Genomic DNA, 20370 nt, shown 5'->3' on the forward strand with positions numbered 1-20370 from the left:
GGCCGGGAAGCCGTGGAGGCGGAGAGCGCGGGGGACCACGCTGTCGTCAGGACGGAGAGCGGTGATGGCCACCACGGCGGAGGAAGCCCCAGCCGGTCTGCCCGCGTCACACGTCATCCGGCTGCCGGGGATCGTGCTGGGGGTGGGGCTCGGCGGATTCCTCGACGGAATCCTGCTGCACCAGCTGCTCCAGTGGCACCACATGCTCAGCAGCACCAACCACGACCGCATCGGGGTGCGGTACTACAACCCGCACACCGTATCCGGTCTGCGGATGAACACCGTGTGGGACGGCATCTTCCACACCGTGTGCTGGATCTCGGTACTGCTGGGGCTGGCCATCCTCTACGCCCGGGTCACCCACGACCGGCGCCGGGTGTGGGGCTCCCGCGTCCTGTGGGGCTGGATGCTGGTCGGCTGGGGCCTGTTCAACCTCGTCGAGGGCGTACTGGACCACCAGATCCTCGGCATCCACCATGTCCGCGGCGGCCCGGAGCAGCCGTGGTGGGACGCGGGCTTCCTCGTCCTGGGCGCCCTTCTGGTGGCCGGCGGCTATCTGCTGCAGCGCGGCGGAGCCCCCTCCGGCCCCGAGGCGCCCCCCGCCACAGGGCACCTGTGATGGGCGGCGGCGCGGCGCATCCCGGCCATGGTCACGGCGGAGGCGGGGGCGGCGGCCCCCTGGACGTATGGCTGCCGGCCCTCGCCCTGCTGGGGTGTGCCGTCGGCTACGCGCTGACGGTCCGCCGCGCCCGTCGCCGGCACCCCGCCCAGCGCCGGCCGCTCGCGCGGTCGCTGAGCTTCGCGGCGGGGCTCGTCCTGGTGGCCGTGGCGCTGCTGCCGCCGCTCGCGCCGTTCGCCCATGAGGACTTCCGCGGCCATATGGCCCAGCATCTGCTGCTCGGGATGTACGCGCCGCTCGCGCTGGTGCTCGCGGCCCCGGTCACCCTGCTGCTGCGCGCCCTGCCCCCGGACCGCGGCCGACGGCTGACCGCCGTGCTCCGCTCCCGCCCCGCGCGGCTGCTCGCCCACCCCGTCACCGCCCTGCTGCTGACCACGGGCGGGCTGGTGCTCCTGTACTTCACCCCCGTCTACGACGCCACCATGGGCCACCCCGGATGGCACTGGCTGACGCACGCCCATTTCCTGCTCTCGGGCTGGCTGTTCGCGTATGTCATCGCCGGTCCCGATCCGGCCCCCGCCCGGCCGGGGGTGCCGGCCCGGCTGGTGGTCCTCGGCGTCGCCATCGCAGCCCACGCCGTCATCGCCCAGCTGATGTACGGGGGCTTCTGGGTCGAGGTGCACGCCCCGATCGCCGAGGTCCGGGGCGGTGCGGAGATCATGTACTACGGCGGTGACCTCGCCGAGCTCCTCCTGGCCGCGGCCCTCGTCACCACCTGGCGGCCCGTGAGGACGCCCCGGAGCCCGCACGGGTCGCGGGTACACCCGGTGCGGCGGCCGAAGGAGGGGATCCGCGCCCCGCGGGCCCTGCCGAAATCCGGGTGAACGGTGGGGTTACCACTGGAGGCCACGGGGGTACCTGGCCGTCACGTCATCGCAGCGACCCCCGGGGGACCACGGTGGCCAGGCCCTTCCGGTCCAGACCGCGGGCCGGAAGGAGCCGCTTCGGCTGACGCGTCGGCTCGGGCCGACGCCTCAGTCGTCGATTCCGCCGCTCTCGCAGATCTGCCGGGCGATGTCCCGCAGCTTGACGTTCCGCTCCTGGGACACCCGCCGGATCAGTGCGAAGGCGTCGTCCTCGGTGATCTTCAGGCGTTCCATGAGGATGCCCATGGCCTCGCCGATGGTGTGCCGGGTCTGGAGCGCCTGCTGGAGCTGATCGGCGGTGCGGGCGCTGGAGAAGGCGACCGCGGCATGCGAGGCCAGCAGCCAGCCGGCCGTCTCACTGGCCTTGGTGAAGGCGGCGGGGTGCCGCGAGTAGAGGTTCAGGGCGCCGAGGTTCTCCTGCTCGGTGTAGAGCAGGAACCCCATCATGCTGCCGATGCCGAGCTCGCGGCCCTCCCTGACGAACGCCGGCCAGCTCTCCTCGGGCTCGGTGAAGTCCTTGATCCGGAACACCCGCTCGCCGTCCAGTCGGCGGGCGGCGTCGAAGCAGGGCCCCTCGCGGAGCCGCTCCTGCAGCCGGTCCGACCGCACCACCAGCCCTTCGGTGGGGGCGAGGGACTCCACTCGGCTGCCGTGGAGCACCAGGATGCCGGCCGCGTCGCAGCCCTCCACGATGTCCATCGCGCACGCGCTGATCCGGTCCAGCGTGGCCTCCACGGACTCCTGCGCCAGCAGGTCCCGTGCCATGGTGGCCATGCGCTCGGCGAAGGCTTCCCAGTCCATGACCACCATCCGATCACATCCGGCTACTCGCCGCTTCTGAGCGCTTCCCGGTACCGCTTCGCCCGGTCCGCGTACACCTGGGCGTTCAGTTTGATGCCTTCGCGCTCCTCGTCGGTGAGGGGGCGCTTCACCCTCGCCGGCACCCCCGCCACCAGCGACCCGGGCGGTATGTCCATCCCCTGCGGCACCAGTGCCTGGGCCGCGACCAGCGACCCCGCACCGATCCGGGCGCCGTTGAGGACCGTCGCCCCCATGCCGATCAGCACCTCGTCCTCGACCGTACAGCCGTGCACGACCGCGTTGTGCCCGACCGAGACCCGCGCGCCGATCGAGACCGGGAAGCCGGGGTCGACATGCACCGTGCAGTTGTCCTGGATGTTGCTGTCCGCGCCGAGGACGATGGGGCCGCCGTCCCCCCGCAGCACCGCCTGGTACCAGACGCTCGATCCCGCCGCCAGCACGACATCGCCGATCACCACCGACGTGGGGGCCACGAACGTGTCGGGGTCGATCTGTGGCTCCTTCCCGTCGATGCCGAAGATCAAGGCGCGCACAGTCTCTCCCACCTGGTCGTTCCCTTCGCGTTCCGCGCCCCGGCCGACACCTCCGGCAGCTCCGGCAGAGCTCCGTCCAGCCGGCCCAGCCGGTTCAACCGATCCGGCCTAGTCCCCGGCCGGGACCGGCTCCGGCTCGGCGGTCTCGGAATCGGCCGCCGTGACCGCCGCCGCCTTGGACTTCTTGGTGCGCCACTTCATGACCAGCATCGAGCCGAGCCCGAAGGCCAGGGCCAGCACGAGTCCGAGCCAGGAGAAGCGCTTCAGCCAGTCCTCGGCGACCTTGCCCAGGGAGTAGATGACCGCGGTGGTGCCACCGGCCCAGACGATGCCGCCGAGCACATTGGCGATGAGGAACTTCCAGTACGGCATGCGCAGCACGCCCGCGAGCGGCCCCGCGAAGATCCGCAGCAGCGCGATGAACCGGCCGACGAAGACCGCCCACATACCCCACTTCTGGAAGGAGCGCTCGGCGGTGGCCACGTGCTCGGCGCTGAAGTGTTTGGGGAATTTACGGCCCAGCCAGGCGAGCAGCGGCTGTCCGCCCTTGCGGCCGATGAGATAGCCGATGGAGTCGCCGATCACCGCGCCCGCGACGGCGCACGTCCCCAGGATGTAGGGGTTGATGTGGTCCTGGGAGGCCGCCAGCAGCGTCGCGCTGACGAGGACGATCTCGCCGGGGAGCGGGATTCCCAGGCTCTCCAGGCCGATGACGATACCCACGAGCAGATACACGCTGACCGCGGGCACGGTCTCGAGCCATTCCTCGATATGCAACGCCGGTTCCTCCCCATGTGGCGACCGCTTCCCGGCGTGCGCCGGACAGGACGCGGCGCACGTCGGGAAGCCTACTCAATCAGCGCGCGGTCGCCATCATCCCCAAGTCGTGCTCCCGCTCGCGTCGGCTCCGGCGGAGGGAGGACGGACCAGGGCTGGGGAGGTCGGACACAGGGCCGGGGAGGACGGACACAGGGCCGGGGAGGACGGGCTCAGGGCCGGGGAGGACGGGCTCAGGGCTGGGGAGGTCGGGCTCAGGACTGGGGGCGCAGGGTCCACACGATGGACATTTCGCCCGTAACCGCACCGTCCTCGCGTGTGATCGCGACGTTCACCGGGAATTCAGGCCGCTTCCCCGCGTCCAGCTCGGCGACCACCTCGGCGGCGGGCCGGCCGAGGGTGGCGGTCGCGGTGACGGGCCCCTTGGCGAGCTTCTTGTAGTCGATCTCGGCGCGCACGGCCAGCGGTACGGCACGGCCGAGCTGATCGCCGAACGCCGCGAGCACGATGGCGCCGCTCGCGGACTCCGCCAGGGTGAACATCGCGCCCGCGTGGGGGCCGCCGACGTGGTTGTGGAAGTCGGGCTGGTCGGGCAGGCACAGCACCGCGCGCTCGGGCGACGCCTCGCGGAACTCCAGGTTCAGGGTGCGCACCATGGGCACCGTGGCGGCGAGCATCTCACCGACGGAGGGCAGGGTTTCTGACATGCCCCGGAAGTTACCACCCAGTAGAAAGCGGGGAAAGGGGCAGTTCAAGGGGCAGCCGTAGCAGCTGTCTTCGGCCCCCTCTATCGTTACTCGCCATGTGGCCAGGACAGCAGCCGCCCGGGGGCGAGCAGAACAACCCGCACGACCAGAACCCCTATCAGCAACCGGGGTACCAGCAGCCGGGATACAACCAGCCCAACCCGTATCAGCAGCCGGGGTACCAACAGCCGAATCCCTATCAGCAGCCGCCCCAGCAGCAGCCGGGGCAGTCCGGCCAGCCGGGGCAGCAGCAGCCCGGTTACGGCCCGCCACAGGGTCCGCCCGGCCAGCAGTGGGGCACTCCGTCCGGCCCGCCCGGCGCACCGCGGCCGCCGCGCGACAACAAGAAGCGCACGACCACGATCGCCATCGTCGCGGCCATCGCGGTCGTCGCCGCCGCGGCCATCACCGGTGTGCTGGTCCTGGGCAAGGACGACAGCGACGGCGGTGACGAGGCGAAGGGGAAGGACAAGGCGCCCGCCTCCACATCGGCCCCGGCCTCCGAGGAGCCGACCGAGGACCCGGGCGGCGGCGGTGCGGACAACCCGCGCGCCGGCGGTGACACCACCGACGTCAAGGCGGTCATACCCGGCTGGAAGCCGGTGGTCAGCCCCAAGCGGCACAACGCCTTCGACGTCCCCCCGGACTGGACGATCGAATCGCCGGGCCTGAGCACCGGTTTCGAGGACGACAAGGGCAAGCCGCTCGTGGTCATGTCCGCTCCGGCGAGGTACAAGAAGGACTACTGCTCGGTCAAGGACAAGGACGGCTACGTCGACAAGAGCCACGCCGCCGGGGCGGGCTCGAAGGGCGCGCAGGGCGCCAAGAGCGAGGCGTCGGCCGCCAAGATCGAGGCCGAGAACTGGGTCTTCGCCGCCTTCGACCAGAAGCAGACCGGGACCCGTAAGGTCACCGACGCCAAGAAGTTCAAGAGCGCCCACGGCCTCGAGGGCTACACCGCGTCGGCCACCGTCACCGGGGTGAAGAAGACCGACAAGTGCACCACCGACGGCAAGTCGGTCACCGTGACCTACACGGACACCAACGGCGACTTCGCCACCTGGGTCCTGTACTCGGTCAAGGGCACCAAGGAAGAGGTCCCGGACTCGACCATCAAGAAGATCATGAGTTCGCTGCGGCCGGTGAAGTCGGAGGTCTCCTGACCTTCCGAACCTTCCGACCGCTCCGATCGTGACGGCCGGAATTCGGTTGGACGCCGGGGTCCGCCCCCAGGGATAGTCCGGATGTGACGACTCCTCCGGCCCCGAGCCTCCGACCGCGCCGCCCCGCGTGGGCCGGCCGCAACTACACACTGCTGACCACCGCCGCCGTGGTGACGGGCCTCGGGAACGCCGGAGCCCTCATCGCGGCGGCGTTCGCGGTGCTGGAGGCGGGCGGGGACGGCGGCGACGTCGGGCTCGTGGCGGCGGCCCGTACGCTTCCGCTGGTCGTCTTCCTGCTGATCGGCGGCGCGGTGGCGGACCGGCTGCCGCGCCACCGGGTGATGGTGGCGGCCAACAGTCTCAACTGCCTCTCGCAGGCGGTCTTCGCCGTGCTCGTCCTGTCCGGCGAGGCGCGGCTGTGGCAGATGGCCGCGCTGTCCGCGCTCGGCGGCACCGGGCAGGCGTTCTTCTCCCCCGCCGCCGAGGGCATGCTGCTCTCCAGCGTCAAGGGCGAACAGGCCGCCCGCGCCTTCGCGCTGTTCCGGATGGGCATGAACGGTGCGCAGATCGGCGGGGCCGCGCTCGGCGGCGCGCTGGTCGCGGTGGTCGGCCCCGGCTGGGTACTGGCCGTCGACGCCGCCGCGTTCGCGGTCGCGGGCGCCCTGCGCTCGCTGCTCGACGTCAGCGCCGTCGCCCAGCGGGAGCCCGGCGGAGGCATGCTGCGGGATCTGCGCGAAGGTTGGCGCGAATTCGTCGGCCGGCCCTGGCTGTGGTCGATCGTCATCCAGTTCTCCGTCGTCAACGCGGTGGTCGGAGCGGCGGAGGCGGTGTTCGGCCCGCTGGTGGCCGAGGACCACCTGGGCGGGGCGCGCCCCTGGGGGCTCGCGCTCGCGGCGTTCGGCGCCGGCACCGTCCTGGGCGGTCTGCTGATGGTGCGCTGGCGGCCGCGCCGGATGCTGCTCGCGGGCTCCCTGTGCATACTGCCGCTCGCGCTGCCGTCGGCCGCGCTCGCCGTCCCGGTGCCGATCGCGCCGCTGATCGTGGTGATGTTCCTGGTCGGGGTGTCGGTCGAGGTGTTCGGGGTGTCCTGGATGACCGCGCTGCACCAGGAGATCCCCGAGGACAAGCTGTCACGGGTCGCGGCGTACGACTGGTTCGGCTCGGTCGCCATGGTGCCGTTCGCGACGGCGCTCGCGGGCCCGGCCGAGGAGGCCTTCGGCCGGTCGGCCTCGCTGTGGGGCTGCTCGGCGCTGATCCTGGCGCTGACGCTGGCGGTGCTGACGGTCCCGGACGTACGGCGGCTGCGCCGACGCGAGACCGAACCCGTCGCCGAGGGCGGACCGGCCACCGCCGCGGACATCGCCCCGGAGCCGGTCAGCCCACGCTGAACGCCCCGTCCGGCGGCTCCGGCGAGGGCGTGGCGTCCTCGTCCCGCACCGGCGCCGCGCCGCCCATGAACCGCTCCAGCGCCTCCCCGTACTCGACCCTGGCCGGGAAGGCGTCGGCCGCGGTGCGGCGGGCCAGCACGGCGACCGGCGGTTCGGACTGGGAGGCCACCAGCACGGCGTTGCCGAACCGGCGGCCGCGCAGCACCGACGGCTCCGCGATCAGGGCGAGGTGCGCGAACGCGGTGCGATAGGTGGCCAGTTGGGAGCGGAGGAAGGCGAACGGCGCCCCGTCGGCCAGATTCGCGGCGTACCACCCGCCCGGCCGCAGCGCCCGGGCCGCGGCGCGGGCGTACTCGACGGAGGTCAGATGCGCGGGCACCCGCGAACCGCCGAAGACATCGGCCACGATGACATCGGCGGACCCCTCGGGCGCGGCCTCCAGCGCGGTCCGGGCGTCCTCGGGCCGCACCGTGATGCCCGCCCCGGACGGCAGCGGAAGGTGCTCGGCGACCAGCTCCAGCAGCCCCCGGTCGGCCTCGATCACCACCTGGTGGGAGCCGGGGCGGGTGGCGGCCAGATAGCGAGGCAGCGTCAGCGCCCCACCACCCAGGTGCAGTACGTCGAGCGGAGCGCCGGGATCGGCGGCCGCGTCCAGGACATGGGCGATCCGCCGCGCGTACTCGAACTCGAGATGGCCCGGATCGTCCAGGTCCACATACGACTGCGGGGCGCCCTCCACCGTGAGCAGCCAGGCGCGCGGGCGGTCCAGGTCCGGCATCAGCTTGGCGGTGCCGCCGTCCACGGCACGGCTCACGGGTATCGGCTCGTTCACCCTCTCATTGTGCCGTCGCGTGCGTGCCGTGGCTTCCGCTCGCCCGCCCCCCGCACGGGGGAGGCGGACGAGCGGGACCGGTGTGGCTACGGCAGCACGGTGGTCACCGTGCCCGCGCCCACCGTGCGGCCGCCCTCGCGGATCGCGAAGCCGAGGCCCGGCTCCAGCGGTACGGCACGGCCGAGCTCGACCGTCATGGTGACCGTGTCACCGGGACGCGCCACCGCGGCGGCCCCGAGGTCCACGGCGCCGACCACATCGGCCGTACGGAGGTAGAACTGCGGGCGGTAACCGGTGGACACCGGGGTCCGCCGGCCGCCCTCGGCCGCCGACAGGACGTACACCCGCGCGGTGAAGCGCCGCCGCGGTACGAGGCTGCCGGGCGCGGCCACCACATGGCCGCGGCGCACCGCGTCCCGCGCCACTCCGCGCAGCAGCAGCGCCACATTGTCGCCCGCCTCGGCCGACTCCATGGACTTGCCGAAGGTCTCCACGCCGGTGACCACCGTGGCCACGTCGGTGCCGGGCACCTCGACACGGTCGCCGACCCGTACCGTGCCGCGCTCGATGGCGCCGGTGACGACCGTGCCGCGTCCGGTGATGGTCAGCACGTTCTCCACCGGTAGCAGGAACGGCGCCCCGGTGTGCCGCACCGGCGTCGGTACGTAGATGTCCACGGCGTCCAGCAGCGCCTCGATCGACCCGGTCCAGCGCGGGTCGCCCTCCAGCGCCCGCAGCCCGGAGACCCGTACGACGGGCGTGGTGTCGCCGGGGTAGCCGTGCGCGGACAGCAGCTCGCGCACCTCGAGCTCGACGAGGTCGGTGAGCTCGGGGTCGCCCGCGTCGGCCTTGTTGAGGGCCACCACGATGTGGTCGACGCCGACCTGGCGGGCCAGCAGCACATGCTCGGCGGTCTGCGGCATCACACCGTCGAGCGCGGAGACCACGAGGATCGCCCCGTCGATCTGGGCGGCGCCGGTCACCATGTTCTTGATGAAGTCGGCGTGGCCGGGCATGTCGACATGCGCGTAGTGGCGGGTGTCGGTCTCGTACTCGACATGCGCGATGTTGATGGTGATGCCGCGCGCGGCCTCCTCCGGCGCCCGGTCGATGCGGTCCGCCGGCACATAGGCGCCGCCGGTGCCGCGCTCGCTCAGCACCTTGGTGATGGCGGCGGTCAGGGTGGTCTTGCCGTGGTCGACATGGCCCATGGTGCCGATGTTCAGATGCGGCTTGGTGCGCACATACGTCTGCTTGGACATGCGACGATCTCTCCTCGTCAGCGGGGTGGGAAGCGCGGACCCCAGAACCTCGCCGACCCTCCCCCTGGGGGATCCGTCGGAGTTGTCCGAGGAGGGTCAGCTTCGGGCGCCGTCGAGGCAGGCGGCGGGAACGGCTGCGGGCGGGTCCGTGGTGAGGGCGGCGACCGCGGCCGGAGCGAGAGAGAGGACGGCAGCCTTCGGCGCGTCCGCGACCGCGGACGTCGGCGTGAGGAAGGCGAGCCGGAACATGCTGTGATCTTCGCGCACTGTTCGGTCCGCGTCGAATGGTTTTCGGTGCGTTTCGGTACGTCCGGGGCCGGTGGGGCGGGTGGTTCGGAACCTCTCTCGGCCTCTCTCGTCAGGGTTCGGAACCTCTGTCGTCAGGGTTCGGAATCTCTGTCGACGGTCTGCCGACAATCGGACGACAACCCGACGACATCACAGCGTCCGCCGGGCCCGGTCGGTTACGCTCCACCGATGCTCGATGTCGCCCCGCCGCCCGCGAAACCGGCCACGCGCCGCGCCCGCGCCGTGCTCCTCTCGCCGTGGTCGCGGCTGGGGTTGCTCGCCGCGCTGCTCACCGGTTCCGCGATCGCGGTCTGGCTGTGGCAGCCGCAGCGGCTGCTGACCCACGGCTGGCCGGAGCTGACGGGCGGAACGGCCCTGATGCTGTTCACGGCCGCGTACGGGGTGGGCACCGCCGCGCTGGTGCCCCGGCCGCTGCTGAACCTGGCGGCAGGTGCGCTCTTCGGTATCCAGGCCGGGCTGGCCACGGCCCTCGGCGGCACGGTGATCGGCGCCGGGATCGCCTTCGGCCTCGGGCGGCTGCTGGGGCAGGACGCGCTGCGGCCGCTGCTGCGGGGCCGCTGGCTCACGGCGGCGGACCGGCAGTTGAGCCACCACGGGTTCCGGTCGATGCTGGCGATCCGGCTGTTCCCCGGCGTACCGTTCGCCGCCGCCAACTACTGCGCGGCCGTCTCCCGGATGGGCTGGCCGTCGTTCCTGCTGGCCACCGGGCTGGGCAGTGTGCCGAACACCGCCGCGTACGTGGTGGCGGGCAGCCGCGCCACCACCCCCACCTCGCCCGTCTTCCTCCTCGCCCTGGCCTTCATCACGGTGCCCGCCGTCGCGGGGGCGCTGGTGGCCTGGCGCAAACGCGGCCGTATCCGGCCCGTAGAGCCCATACGGCCCGTACGGTCCACGGAGGACACGGCGGCAGACGAGATGGCGCCGCGGGGCTGACGCGCGGCGCCGCGGGGCTGGCGGGCGGCCCAGCCGGGCTGACGGGGGCGGGCCCCCCCGCGGCCCCCGGCCGCCCCCCCCCGTCCCCGGCGGGTCCACGGCCCGCTCGCGGAGAGGGCGGGCAGCGGATGCGCGGGGGCAGGGCGCGTCGCCCGGGGGCGGCCGGCGCCGCCCCCCGCGGAGCCACCCGTCAGCCGCCGGCCGGTCCGGTGGCGGAGGCGGATGTGGCCGCGGCGCGGGCGGACAGCGGCTCGGCGATGTCCTCCAGCGGACGCCGCTCCGCCTGAACCGCGAGGAAGGCGGCGACCAGCCCGGCCGCGACCATGAGCGACGCCCCGATGGAGAAGGCCAGCGCGGTGTCCGCGACGACTCCGCTCGCCGTCAGATCCGAGAAGATCAGCGGACCGCTGATGCCCCCGGCCGCCGTGCCGATGGCGTAGAAGAAGGCGATGGCCAGGGCGCGCGTCTCCATCGGGAAGACCTCGCTGACCGTCAGATACGCCGAGCTCGCACCGGCCGAGGCGAAGAAGAGCACCACGCACCAGCAGGCGGTCATCGTGGTCGCGTTGAGCCAGCCGTTGCCGAACATCCACGCCGTGATGAACAGCAGCACACCGGAGAGGATGTACGTCCCCGAGATCATCGGCCGACGGCCGACCGTGTCGAAGAGCCTGCTCAGCAGCAATGGCCCGAGGAAGTTGCCGAAGGCGATGACCGCGAAGTAGTAGCCGGTGTCGCCGCTGGGCACGCCGAAGAACTTCACCAGGATCGAGCCGAAGCCGAAGGTGATGGCGTTGTAGAGGAACGCCTGCCCGATGAAGAGGGCCAGCCCCAGGACCGCGCGCCGGGGGTACGCCCGGAAGAGCGTCCGGGCGATCTCGATAAAGCCGGTGCTCTTCCGCGTGCGGATGGTGATGGCCTTGTCCGGCTCGGGGAGGCGCCGCCCGGTCTCGTCCTCGATCCTCCGTTCGGCCGCCGCGACCAGTTCCTCGGCGCCCTCCGCCCGGCCGTGGATGAACATCCAGCGCGGGCTCTCGGGGACGTTCCGCCGGACCAGCAGGATGACCAGGCCGAGGACGACGCCGAGGGCGAAGGTGAGCCGCCAGCCGACGTTCAGCGCGAAGAAGTTCGTGTTCAGCATCAGCACGGAGAGCAGCGAGCCGCCCATCGCGCCGAGCCAGAAGCTCCCGTTGATGACCAGGTCGACGCGGCCCCGGTACTTGCCGGGGATCAGCTCGTCGATCGCGGAGTTGATGGCCGCGTACTCCCCGCCGATGCCGAAGCCGGTGAGGAAGCGGAAGAGGAAGAACCACCAGGCGGAGAAGGAGACGGCGGTGAGCGCGGTGGCGGCCAGATAGACCCCGAGCGTGATGAGGAAGAGCCTCTTGCGGCCGTAGCGGTCGGTGAGCCAGCCGAAGACCAGCGCCCCGGTACAGGCCCCGGCCACATAGAGGGCCGCCGCCATCCCGGTGACCTGCGCGTCGGTGATGGGCAGCCCGCTGCCGCGCTCGGCGAGACGGCTGGCGATACTGCCGACGACGGTCACCTCGAGACCGTCCAGGATCCATACGGTGCCGAGGCCGATCACGATCATCCAGTGCCAGCGTGACCAGGGCAGCCGGTCCAGCCGCGCCGGGACCTCGGTGGTGATCGTCCCGCCCGGCCCGTTTCCGGCACCGCCCCCGGCCCCGTTCCGTCGGCCGCCCTGTCCTCCGTCGCGCCCGGTCGCGGTCATACGGTTCGGCTCCTCGGCTGTCCACGGCTGTCCACGGCTGTCCACGGCTGATCTTCACCAGGCGCCCGCGGCCGGGCGGCCGAGCGTCGAGTACCCAAGGTCAAAGCGCTGAACCGATGGTCTGACCAGGCCCTTGCTGGGCCGCGCAGCCGGGGACGCTACGCTGCCCCCACAACCGGTCGTTGATCCTCGACGGTCGGCTTCCCACTGACCGCCCCGCCTGAATCGGTCATGCCTGGACATCTGAGACCAGGGACCGAGCAGCGCACGATCAGCCTTGGATAGCGAAGACTCAATGTCGTGGTTTGAATCATTCATCCTCGGGCTGGTCCAGGGGTTGACTGAGTTTCTTCCGATCTCCTCCAGCGCCCATCTGCGGCTCACGGCCGCGTTCGCCGGCTGGAACGACCCTGGGCCCGCCTTCACCGCGATCACCCAGATCGGCACGGAGCTCGCGGTACTCATCTACTTCCGCAAGGACATCGTCAAGATCGTTTCGTCCTGGTTCCGCTCGCTCTTCAGCAAGGAGTGGCGCGGCAACCACGATGCCCAGATGGGTTGGCTGGTGATCGTCGGCTCGCTGCCCATCGGCATCCTCGGGCTCACCCTCCAGGACGCGATCGAGGGTCCGTTCCGCGATCTGCGGCTCATAGCCACGACCCTCGTGGTCATGGGCCTCGTGCTGGGCTTCGCGGACCGGCGTGCGGCCCGCGATGAGACGGGCGGCCGGCATCGCGTCGCCAACCAGCGCAAGACGCTCCAGGAGCTGAGCATCCGGGACGGGCTCATATTCGGGGTCTGCCAGGCGATGGCGCTGGTGCCGGGCGTCTCCCGGTCGGGCGCCACGATCAGCGGCGGACTGCTGATGGGCTACACCCGCGAGGCCGCGGCCCGCTACTCCTTCCTGCTCGCGGTGCCGGCGGTGCTGGCCTCGGGCGCCTTCGAGCTGAAGGACGCCTCCGAGGGCCATACCGAGTGGGGCCCGACGATCTTCGCGACGGTCATCGCCTTTATTGTCGGATATGCGGTGATCGCGTGGTTTATGAAATTTATTTCAAGCAAGAGCTTTATGCCGTTTGTGATCTACCGGATTCTGCTGGGCATCGCGCTTTTCGCGCTCATCGGCTTCGGCGTGCTGAGCGCCCACGCGGCCGAGTCGGCAGGCTGACGCACCTCTCAGATACCCGCCGGTATCCGCCATCCGCCGGTATCCGCCGGACAGGCAGGGAGACCGGACAGGCAGGGAGATGGGCCGCCGGCCGAGGAGGGAGGAGTCCGGCGGCCCCTTCGCTCAGGTCTGGCGCCCCCTGAGCGGCATGGGACGAGTCAAACGCCATACCGGGCAATAGGGAAGGGTGTGCGGTAGATATATGCAAGCACTCGCATCACACCGGGTGTGAATTCCTCACCCAGCGCACACCCCTGCCCTGAGCTGCGGCCTTACGGGGACGATGCCCCCGGCGGTCCGGCGACGATCCCCACCAGCTCACCCAACGAGTCGATCCGCCAGTCCGCCATCGCCGCGTCGGCCGTATCGCCCCACAGATACGCCCACGGCCCCCGGCGGATATGCGCGGCCCGCAGCCCGGCGGCCTTCGCCGGGCGGATGTCGAAGGCCGGATAGTCGCCCACGTACACCGTGTCCCCCGGCGCGGCGCCGCCGAGCTCCAGCACCCGCCGGAAGAACTCCGGATCGGGCTTGACGACGCCCCATCCGCTGGACGTCGCCACGGCGTCGACCGGCAGCTCCATTCCCCGCAGCAGCTCACCCATCCGCAGCGACTGGTTCCCGGCCAGGACCACCCGCAGCCCGGACTCCCGCAGCGCGCCGAGCGCGGACCGCACATCCGGGTACAGATCGGACTCGTCCAGCCACTCCCCCCGCCCCGCCGCCTCCCGCGCCCCACGCTCGGCGTCGATGTCCACGCCCGGCCGCAGCAGCCGGATCGCCTCCCAGTCGTCCCGCCCCTGCGCGACGACGGCCCCCACCAGCGCGGACAGGGTGTGCCGGGGCACCCCGAGCCAGTCGGCCCAGGAGCCCCAGTAGCGGTCCTCACGGACGAGGGTCGAGCCGATGTCGAACACCACGCTCTCCATCACCATGCCCCCTTCCTATGGCGCGTGGCCCTCACACCTTCTCCGGCCCCTGACCCTCCCAGTCCGCGTAACGGATCCGGGCGAGATCCAGCACCTCACCGACCGTGCCCCATTCGTTCCTCCCCAGCCGGGACAGCGGCCGCAGCCTGGTGATCTCGGCATGCCCGTCGACCATCACCTCGTCGTCGATCACCGCGTGCACCACCCGCCCGAAGACCACCGTCGAGTTCCCGAGCCCCATCGTGCTGTGCACCACACACTCCAACGCCACCGGCGACCCCGCCACCCGAGGCGGCTTCACCCGCAAGCTCGCCTCCTGCTCCACCCCCACCGCCTCGAACTCGCTCACCCCGTGCGGAAAGTCCGTCGCCGTCGCGTTGACCTGCTCGAACAGCCCTTCGGGAGCGAGGTTCACCACGAACTCCCCGGTGTCCTCGACATTCCGCAGCGAATCCTTACGCCCCAAGGAGGTGAACTGCACGACGGGCGGAGCCACGGCCGCCACGGTGAAGAACGAATGCGGGGCGAGGTTCGCGGCACCGTCCTGGCCGACGGTCGACACCCAGGCGATCGGCCGAGGCACGATGACCGAGGTCAGCAGCTTGTAGAAGGGGGTGGGTCCCATGGTCTCGGGATCGAAGTCGATACGCATGCGCCCCAGTATCCGCGCAGGCGGCGGCGCATCCCAACGACGGTCCACGACCTCACCCCACGGAAGGTGCCTGGTGTCGGAAGACACGACCATCCGGAGCTGAGCACCATGGGCGGGAGCCGGTACACCTGGCGGACTCGGTGCGGCTTAAGATGCCAGCTACCAGATAGGCCATCTCCCCATCAGCGAGAGCCTTGAGTCCAGCAAGGACCCGGGCTTGGGCCAGGCTGGAGAGAGCGGATGTGGCTTGCGCGATGGGGAACATCTGCAAGTCCGCTCGTCCGTCGCGGTAGGCAAGACCATCTGCGTCGGCGTGAGCAAGGGGCTCGGTTGCTACGACATACGTGAAGATCTGTCGACGGCGCATCTGGGCCCAGTCAACGGCGACCCGTCGAAGGACGGGTAGGCCGCTCGGCGCTCCCAGGAGAACGTTTTGGACGGCCTCCTCCGGCGTCTGCCCGTCGTGGACGGGGCCGCACGGCACCAGCAGGTCACCGCGTAGTTCGGCGACGAGTAAGCAGGTGGTCCCGATGGGCACGAGTGCGGACACTCCTACCAGCGGCGGCCGCCAGTTCTCGTAGGGAGCTGTTTTCCGTATGTGGCGCTGGCGAGCAGCCGGATTCGCGGTGGGCGGCGTGGGTGTTCGCGTCATAAGCGGTCGCCCATCACAGCGGCGACGAGTTGGCTGAGGTGTTCCGGTGAGCTGGTGCCGGGGATCGGTGCGACGTGGTTCCCGAGGTGGAGCAGCCAGTTGAGAGCTGCGTCGATATGCCCCTGCCGTGCGAGAGTGCCGGCGTCGAGGGGCCGGTACGGCACATAGGGGATGGAGAGGTCGCGGCAGAGTTCGAATGCGGTGTCGTGCCGGTCCGCGCCCATGTTGAGGACGTTCTGCACGGCGGCGACGGTGATGTTATTGGTGACTGTATGGATCTGCTCGGACGTGACCTTCGACAGACCGATGTGCCCGATCTTTCCCTCGTCTTTCAGGGCTTGGAGTGTGCCGATCTGGTCCGCGACGGGCACTTCGGGGTCGATGCGGTGGAGGTAGCAGAGTTCGAGCCGGTCCATGCCCAGTCGCCGTAGGCTCGCCTCGACGCATGCGCGCAGGTAGACGGGGTGGCCATGCGGGACCCATGTGTCCGGGGCGGGACGGGCCAGGCCCACTTTGGTCGCGATCAGTACGTGCTCGGGGTAGGGGTGTAAGGCATCGCGGATGAGGTGTTCGACGGTGTGGGGACCGTAGGCGTCTGCGGTGTCGATGTGGGTGATGCCGTAGGTGTGGACGGCTTGGCGGAGCACGGTGAGCGCGGTGGCGCGGTCTGCTGGGTCGCCCCAGATGCCGGGGCCGGTCAGGCGCATCGTGCCGAAGCCGAGCCGGGAGACGGCCTTCCCGGCGATGGTGATGGTGCCCGCGGGCAGCGTGATGGTCATACGGCGGCCTCCTGGAGGCAGAGCTGAAGCGCGCGTTCGATGGCGCGGGTCTGACTTTCGTGGTCGCTGGTGACGCGCTCGTGCGGGCTCCCGTCGTCCGCCAGAAGGCCGTGGACGTGGCGGTCCACCAGGATGCGGTAGCGGTGGTCGTAGTCGTGGCTCTGGTCGACGGGTACGTCCGGGTCCAGCACGGTCGCGAGAAGAAGGTCGTACTTCGGCGCCTGCGTCGAGGCAAGGAGCCGCAGGCTTCCCCTCTCCAGCCGGTGAGCGTGCGCGCCGCGGTACTCAAGGACCGCGTGGTAGTACGCGAGGGCGTCGAAGGAGGCGCGGTCGACGAGGACGACGTCGGCGCCTTGTGCTGCGGCGGCGATGTCGTCGGCGATGCCCTGCGTGATGATCCACTCAGTGGAGGCCGCGGTGTGGTGCTGCATCTTCGGCAGGCCGATGGCCGCGCCGCGTTTGGCGAGTCGGCCTGTGCGGGCCACGGTGAGCCCGTGGCCGCGCAGTTCCATCTGGATCCGCTTGAGCAGTGTCGTCTTGCCGGTGGAGTGGGTGCCGAGCACGCCGATACGAATGGGTGTCTGGTGGGTCACCACAGAGTGGGGTCCCCTTCTGGCTCGGGGGCGCCCGGCATGCCGGGCGGCACAGCCGCGGCGACAAGCTCGTCCCAGGTGTCGTAGTAACTGGCCATGGCGATGAGGAGCTGTGCCGTGGCGTAGGCGTCGTAGGTAGCACGGTGCCGCTGGGCGGGAGCGGCCGTGAGGTCCGGCGCGGTGTGCTTGATCAGGGCGTCGAGGCTGTAGCCGGGTAGGTCCTTGTACGTGGCCTTGGCCAGGCGGAGCGTGTCGAGGACTCCGACCGGTTCCCAATTGGGCAGGTGCGCCTTGAGTACTCGGTAGTCCGTGTGCGCGTTGTGGGCGCAGATCCACGCCTTGCCCAGGAGCCCGTGGACCCGCTCGGCGATCTCCCTCCATCGGGGGGACTGCGCCAGGACTCCGTTGGTCAGGCCGTGGATGCTGGCGGCGCGGGGAGTGATGGGCCGGGGCGGGCGGATGAGCCACGCCCCGGCCGTGCTGGTGTCCGGCCCGCCGTCGCGAACGGGAAGGGCAGCCACCTCGACCAGGTCGGGCGGGTTGGCGCCGTTGCCTTCGACGTCCACGACGAGCAGTGCGGGCCAGGTGGCGAAGTTCATGGTGCGGGTGTTCCGTTCTCCGTCGGCCAGCCGATGGGGGCACGGCCGTGCTGGCGGTAGTGGTGAGGCTTCTCGCGGTCGTGGCACTGGTAGCCGTAGCCGTGCTGGAGGTAGTAGCGCGGCGGCTCGTCCAGACCCTCCACGACGATGGCCCGGTCACTGATCTCAACGGGTCCGGTCGCGCCAAGGGCTCGGGCGCTTTCGGTGACGTCCGCGAGATCGGGCTTGATCCAGGCCGCGTGGCACAGAGCGAGCTGCTTTTCCGGGCAGATGTCGCACAGCTCGCGGACGCCGTAGTGGCCGTTGTAGTCGGCCTCTCCGTGGGCGTAAGCCACGCCGCAGCTCGTCTTGCGGAACAACGCTCCCCACGGGGCGGAGACGTCCTCGAGGGTGCGGAAGGCATCGAGCACCCGCCGCTCGGCCACCTCGGGGAGGATCTTGCGCCGGGCGGTGCCCTCGTACGGCGTGGGCAGCCCGTGCGCCTCGTAGTAGGCGGCGATCTCCTGACGGTAGAACAGGCCGGTGAAGACGGTGGCGTGCGCGTGCCGGGACAACTCGCGCACCTGTTTCAGGTGGGCGTCGGAGTCGTTGAGACCGGGAACGATCGGCCGCCAGTACAGGATGGTGCGGTACCGCTCGGCATGTTCGTACAGGGTGCGCAGACTCTCGGCTGCGATCTGGGAGTCCACCGGCTCGATGGCCTCATGGTCGATGCCGGAGTGGCTGACCAGCACAGTCAGCCGCAGGTTCTCGAAGCTGTTGAGGACCGCGCAGTCCTCCGCGCCAACGCGCCAGCGGGTGATGACCAGCACGTGGTTGGTCAGGCCCAGTGCGTCCAGGTGCCGCAGCACAGTGAACAGGTGCGGCTTGACGCCCGGCAGCATCGGGTCGGTCGCCCGGTTCAGGAGCTGGAGCGGCGTGGTGTGCGGCCGGAAGTACGCGTGCTCCACGAGCGCGGTGACCGCCTCTTCGTCGCTCATCAGCCGACGGGGGATCTTCATCTGGAAGTTGGCGAAGGTGTGGCGGATGCAGTACCCGCAGTCCAGCGGGCAGCCGATGATCCAGTTCAGGGAGAGTCCGGACTTGCGGTACTCGATCACATCCGCCAGTGCGGGCTTCAGCTCCCCGATCTCTTCCCTGGCGAGGATTGGTAAGGGGCGTTGCTTGCACGGCTCGCTCATGGTGCCTCCAGTTCGAGGGATTGGGCGTTACGTCTCGACGGATGTGCGCTGGTGCGGGGCAAACGGCGGGGAGAGCAGAGCGCGGTGGCGGGCGCCGTACCAGGTGCCGAAGTCGCGGCGGGCGGCGTCCGGGTCGTCACTGGTGTGTACGAGATTGCGGACCAGGCGCCGCTCGGCCAGCGCTGCCGTCAGGCTGTCATTGCCGAGGTCGCCGCGGATGGTGCCGGGCGCGGCCCGGGTGGGGTCGAAGTGTCCCAGGAGCTGGCGAAGGCGGTGATGCACGCCCGGTTCTCCATGGGCGAGTGCCACGGTGACGGGGCGGTTGGCGTACTCCGCGTCCAGGCAGGCAGGGATGTCACGGTCGGGGAACCAGTCGGCGTCCACCAGCAAGTCCCAGTAGTGGACATGCGCTTGCCAGGCTTGTGCGGTGAGGTCGAGCCGATCCGACACCGCGAACTGGGCCGCCTGGATCCGGTCCAGAACGGCATCCACCAGGCCCCGCTCAACCGCGTCGGGCTTGCACAGGATGACCGCCCAGCGGGCGAAGTCGATCCCTTCCACTACGACCCCGCTCGGCGGCTTCCGGCTCACTGCTCGCCTCCGTCCAGGGCGGCAGCGCATGCGGACCAGCGGTGGCCGACGAGCCACCGAAGGCCCGGGTCCAGAGCATTGAGGGCATCGGGGTTCACCGTGTCGATGTGGTCGTGCTGGATCTGTCGATAGACCTCAAACAGCAACAGGACCTGTTGCCAGTAGGGATCAAGACCCGATGCCTGGATGTGCGCCGCGCTGTAGTGGGCCTTGTTCGTACGTAGGGCCTCCTCGTGCTCGAGGACACGTGCCACGGTCGCTGCGGTGGTGCTCGTCGGCATCGCCGGGAACGGGAACTGGATTGGTGCGGCCCGGGTAACGGCTTCCACGAGGACGCGGTGGACACGCTCGGCATTGCGGTCGCAGATGTGGGCCGAGCCGATGAAATGGGTGTAGGAGCCCATCTTCAGGCCGAGCTGGACGGCTGCGAACTCCTGAAGCATGGTAAAGCTGAAAACGTCGGAGAGCAGGCCACAGTCGAGATCGTTGGCTCGCATGTAGCACACCATGTGCAGTCGCCCGTCCCGCACCAACAAGTGCAGCCCGGCGAGGCACGCCATATCCGGGTTGTCACTGATCGTCAGCTCGTCAGCGGCGAAGACGGGAATGTAACCCCGCTTGCTGTCCTGTTCGCTACGGAGCAGTTCCAAGACGCGGTCGAAGGGTGACAGCGTGTCGCCGTCGGCCGGGTTGAAGATCGTGTGGCCGTACGCGGACCCGCCCAGATGGATGCCGTCCCGTGAGCTGGAGCGCATGGACGGTGCGTAGTAGCCGATCATCTCCAGGTCCCGGCGGCCGGCCAGGTACCAGAGTGCTTCGGCGAAATGGAAGATCGGATTCACCTTGCGCTCGGCCAGGAAGAGTAGTCGCCGGCGCGGGTCCGACAAGCGGAAACTCGCGCCGATCACTTCGCGGGCGTCGTTGCCACGGGCAGAGATACGGTGATCGTGGTCCTCGGATACCAGCCTCAATAAGGCCAGATATGCCTCTTCGAGACCGAGGAGACTGAGGGGTGTGAGCATGACTCTCCTTGGACCGCTCGGGGCCGCGGGTTCGGTGTCGACCGGGGCCCCGAGCGGGTCCGGTTCGACACACACAGATGGGGGCCTGTCTCGTATAAAAAAAAGAAGCGGCCCACCAAAATTTAGGTGTATATATCTGTGTGGGCCCGTAAATTAAAA

General features: G+C 70.3%; 22 protein-coding genes. 6 read left to right on the forward strand and 16 right to left on the reverse strand.

Going from position 1 to position 20370, the window contains the following annotated elements; all coding sequences use genetic code 11:
* Positions 1–64: 64 nt before the first annotated feature.
* Positions 65–619, forward strand: coding sequence for a DUF2243 domain-containing protein (locus tag ACFXB5_RS27705; protein ID WP_385212528.1), 555 nt, complete (start codon positions 65–67; stop codon positions 617–619).
* Positions 619–1503 (forward strand): cytochrome c oxidase assembly protein, encoded by an 885-nt coding sequence (locus tag ACFXB5_RS27710; protein WP_385212530.1) that lies wholly within the window; start codon positions 619–621, stop codon positions 1501–1503. Before ACFXB5_RS27705 ends, ACFXB5_RS27710 begins: the two co-directional genes overlap by 1 nt.
* Before the next feature lie 150 nt (positions 1504–1653).
* On the opposite strand, the gene ACFXB5_RS27715 is transcribed toward ACFXB5_RS27710, so the two are convergent.
* The 4 genes from ACFXB5_RS27715 to ACFXB5_RS27730 all read right to left on the reverse strand — a co-directional run bounded on the left by ACFXB5_RS27715 (position 1654) and on the right by ACFXB5_RS27730 (position 4384).
* Complete coding sequence (locus tag ACFXB5_RS27715) at positions 1654–2346, reverse strand: GAF and ANTAR domain-containing protein (RefSeq protein ID WP_385212532.1); 693 nt, start codon at positions 2344–2346, stop codon at positions 1654–1656.
* 23 nt (positions 2347–2369) lie between these two features.
* Positions 2370–2912 carry a gamma carbonic anhydrase family protein gene (locus ACFXB5_RS27720; protein ID WP_385212534.1) on the reverse strand — a complete coding sequence of 181 codons (543 nt, stop codon included), beginning with the start codon at positions 2910–2912 and terminating at the stop codon, positions 2370–2372.
* Between the two features lie 96 nt (positions 2913–3008).
* Complete coding sequence (locus ACFXB5_RS27725; protein ID WP_385212535.1) at positions 3009–3677, reverse strand: DedA family protein; 669 nt, start codon at positions 3675–3677, stop codon at positions 3009–3011.
* A gap of 254 nt (positions 3678–3931) precedes the next feature.
* Positions 3932–4384, reverse strand: a complete 453-nt coding sequence (locus ACFXB5_RS27730; protein ID WP_385212537.1) for a DUF4442 domain-containing protein — start codon at positions 4382–4384, stop codon at positions 3932–3934.
* A gap of 95 nt (positions 4385–4479) precedes the next feature.
* Between ACFXB5_RS27730 and ACFXB5_RS27735 the strand changes: the two genes are divergently transcribed.
* Positions 4480–5586 carry a hypothetical protein gene (locus ACFXB5_RS27735; protein ID WP_385212539.1) on the forward strand — a complete coding sequence of 369 codons (1107 nt, stop codon included), beginning with the start codon at positions 4480–4482 and terminating at the stop codon, positions 5584–5586.
* Between the two features lie 83 nt (positions 5587–5669).
* Positions 5670–6974, forward strand: a complete 1305-nt coding sequence (locus ACFXB5_RS27740; protein WP_385212540.1) for an MFS transporter — start codon at positions 5670–5672, stop codon at positions 6972–6974.
* Here the strand turns inward: ACFXB5_RS27740 and ACFXB5_RS27745 are convergent.
* The 3 genes from ACFXB5_RS27745 to ACFXB5_RS27755 form a co-directional block, all read right to left on the reverse strand.
* Positions 6961–7806, reverse strand: a complete 846-nt coding sequence (locus ACFXB5_RS27745; protein WP_385212542.1) for a spermidine synthase — start codon at positions 7804–7806, stop codon at positions 6961–6963. The genes ACFXB5_RS27740 and ACFXB5_RS27745 overlap by 14 nt on opposite strands.
* 86 nt (positions 7807–7892) lie before the next feature.
* Positions 7893–9068 (reverse strand): elongation factor Tu, encoded by a 1176-nt coding sequence (tuf, locus tag ACFXB5_RS27750; protein ID WP_385212544.1) that lies wholly within the window; start codon positions 9066–9068, stop codon positions 7893–7895.
* A 96-nt stretch (positions 9069–9164) separates the two neighbouring features.
* Positions 9165–9317 carry a hypothetical protein gene (locus ACFXB5_RS27755; RefSeq protein WP_385212546.1) on the reverse strand — a complete coding sequence of 51 codons (153 nt, stop codon included), beginning with the start codon at positions 9315–9317 and terminating at the stop codon, positions 9165–9167.
* A gap of 228 nt (positions 9318–9545) precedes the next feature.
* Here ACFXB5_RS27755 and ACFXB5_RS27760 point away from each other — a divergent pair, with 228 nt between their 5' ends.
* Complete coding sequence (locus ACFXB5_RS27760) at positions 9546–10310, forward strand: TVP38/TMEM64 family protein (protein ID WP_385212548.1); 765 nt, start codon at positions 9546–9548, stop codon at positions 10308–10310.
* Positions 10311–10500: 190 nt separating this feature from the next.
* Here ACFXB5_RS27760 and ACFXB5_RS27765 read toward each other — a convergent pair whose 3' ends face one another.
* Positions 10501–12045, reverse strand: coding sequence for an MFS transporter (locus tag ACFXB5_RS27765; RefSeq protein WP_385212550.1), 1545 nt, complete (start codon positions 12043–12045; stop codon positions 10501–10503).
* Positions 12046–12340: 295 nt separating this feature from the next.
* Between ACFXB5_RS27765 and ACFXB5_RS27770 the strand changes: the two genes are divergently transcribed.
* Complete coding sequence (locus ACFXB5_RS27770; RefSeq protein WP_385212552.1) at positions 12341–13213, forward strand: undecaprenyl-diphosphate phosphatase; 873 nt, start codon at positions 12341–12343, stop codon at positions 13211–13213.
* Positions 13214–13485: 272 nt separating this feature from the next.
* On the opposite strand, the gene ACFXB5_RS27775 is transcribed toward ACFXB5_RS27770, so the two are convergent.
* The 8 genes from ACFXB5_RS27775 to ACFXB5_RS27810 all read right to left on the reverse strand — a co-directional run bounded on the left by ACFXB5_RS27775 (position 13486) and on the right by ACFXB5_RS27810 (position 20211).
* Positions 13486–14142 carry an HAD family hydrolase gene (locus ACFXB5_RS27775; RefSeq protein WP_385212579.1) on the reverse strand — a complete coding sequence of 219 codons (657 nt, stop codon included), beginning with the start codon at positions 14140–14142 and terminating at the stop codon, positions 13486–13488.
* A gap of 31 nt (positions 14143–14173) precedes the next feature.
* Complete coding sequence (locus ACFXB5_RS27780; protein ID WP_385212554.1) at positions 14174–14794, reverse strand: flavin reductase family protein; 621 nt, start codon at positions 14792–14794, stop codon at positions 14174–14176.
* A gap of 648 nt (positions 14795–15442) precedes the next feature.
* Positions 15443–16225: an aldo/keto reductase gene (locus ACFXB5_RS27785; RefSeq protein WP_385212556.1), complete on the reverse strand. Its 783-nt coding sequence runs from the start codon at positions 16223–16225 to the stop codon at positions 15443–15445.
* Complete coding sequence (locus tag ACFXB5_RS27790) at positions 16222–16818, reverse strand: AAA family ATPase (RefSeq protein ID WP_385212558.1); 597 nt, start codon at positions 16816–16818, stop codon at positions 16222–16224. The genes ACFXB5_RS27785 and ACFXB5_RS27790 overlap by 4 nt, the downstream gene beginning before the upstream one ends.
* A complete protein-coding gene (locus ACFXB5_RS27795) occupies positions 16815–17417 on the reverse strand; it encodes an exonuclease domain-containing protein (protein ID WP_385212560.1) in 603 nt (200 codons plus the stop codon). Before ACFXB5_RS27795 ends, ACFXB5_RS27790 begins: the two co-directional genes overlap by 4 nt.
* Positions 17414–18598, reverse strand: a complete 1185-nt coding sequence (locus tag ACFXB5_RS27800; RefSeq protein ID WP_385212562.1) for a radical SAM protein — start codon at positions 18596–18598, stop codon at positions 17414–17416. Before ACFXB5_RS27800 ends, ACFXB5_RS27795 begins: the two co-directional genes overlap by 4 nt.
* 27 nt (positions 18599–18625) lie before the next feature.
* Positions 18626–19189 carry a nucleoside-diphosphate kinase gene (locus ACFXB5_RS27805; protein WP_385212564.1) on the reverse strand — a complete coding sequence of 188 codons (564 nt, stop codon included), beginning with the start codon at positions 19187–19189 and terminating at the stop codon, positions 18626–18628.
* A complete protein-coding gene (locus ACFXB5_RS27810; RefSeq protein WP_385212566.1) occupies positions 19186–20211 on the reverse strand; it encodes a thymidylate synthase in 1026 nt (341 codons plus the stop codon). The genes ACFXB5_RS27805 and ACFXB5_RS27810 overlap by 4 nt, the downstream gene beginning before the upstream one ends.
* Positions 20212–20370 lie beyond the last annotated feature (159 nt).

This window comes from Streptomyces sp. NPDC059455, assembly GCF_042750115.1.
Taxonomy (GTDB): domain Bacteria; phylum Actinomycetota; class Actinomycetes; order Streptomycetales; family Streptomycetaceae; genus Streptomyces; species Streptomyces endocoffeicus.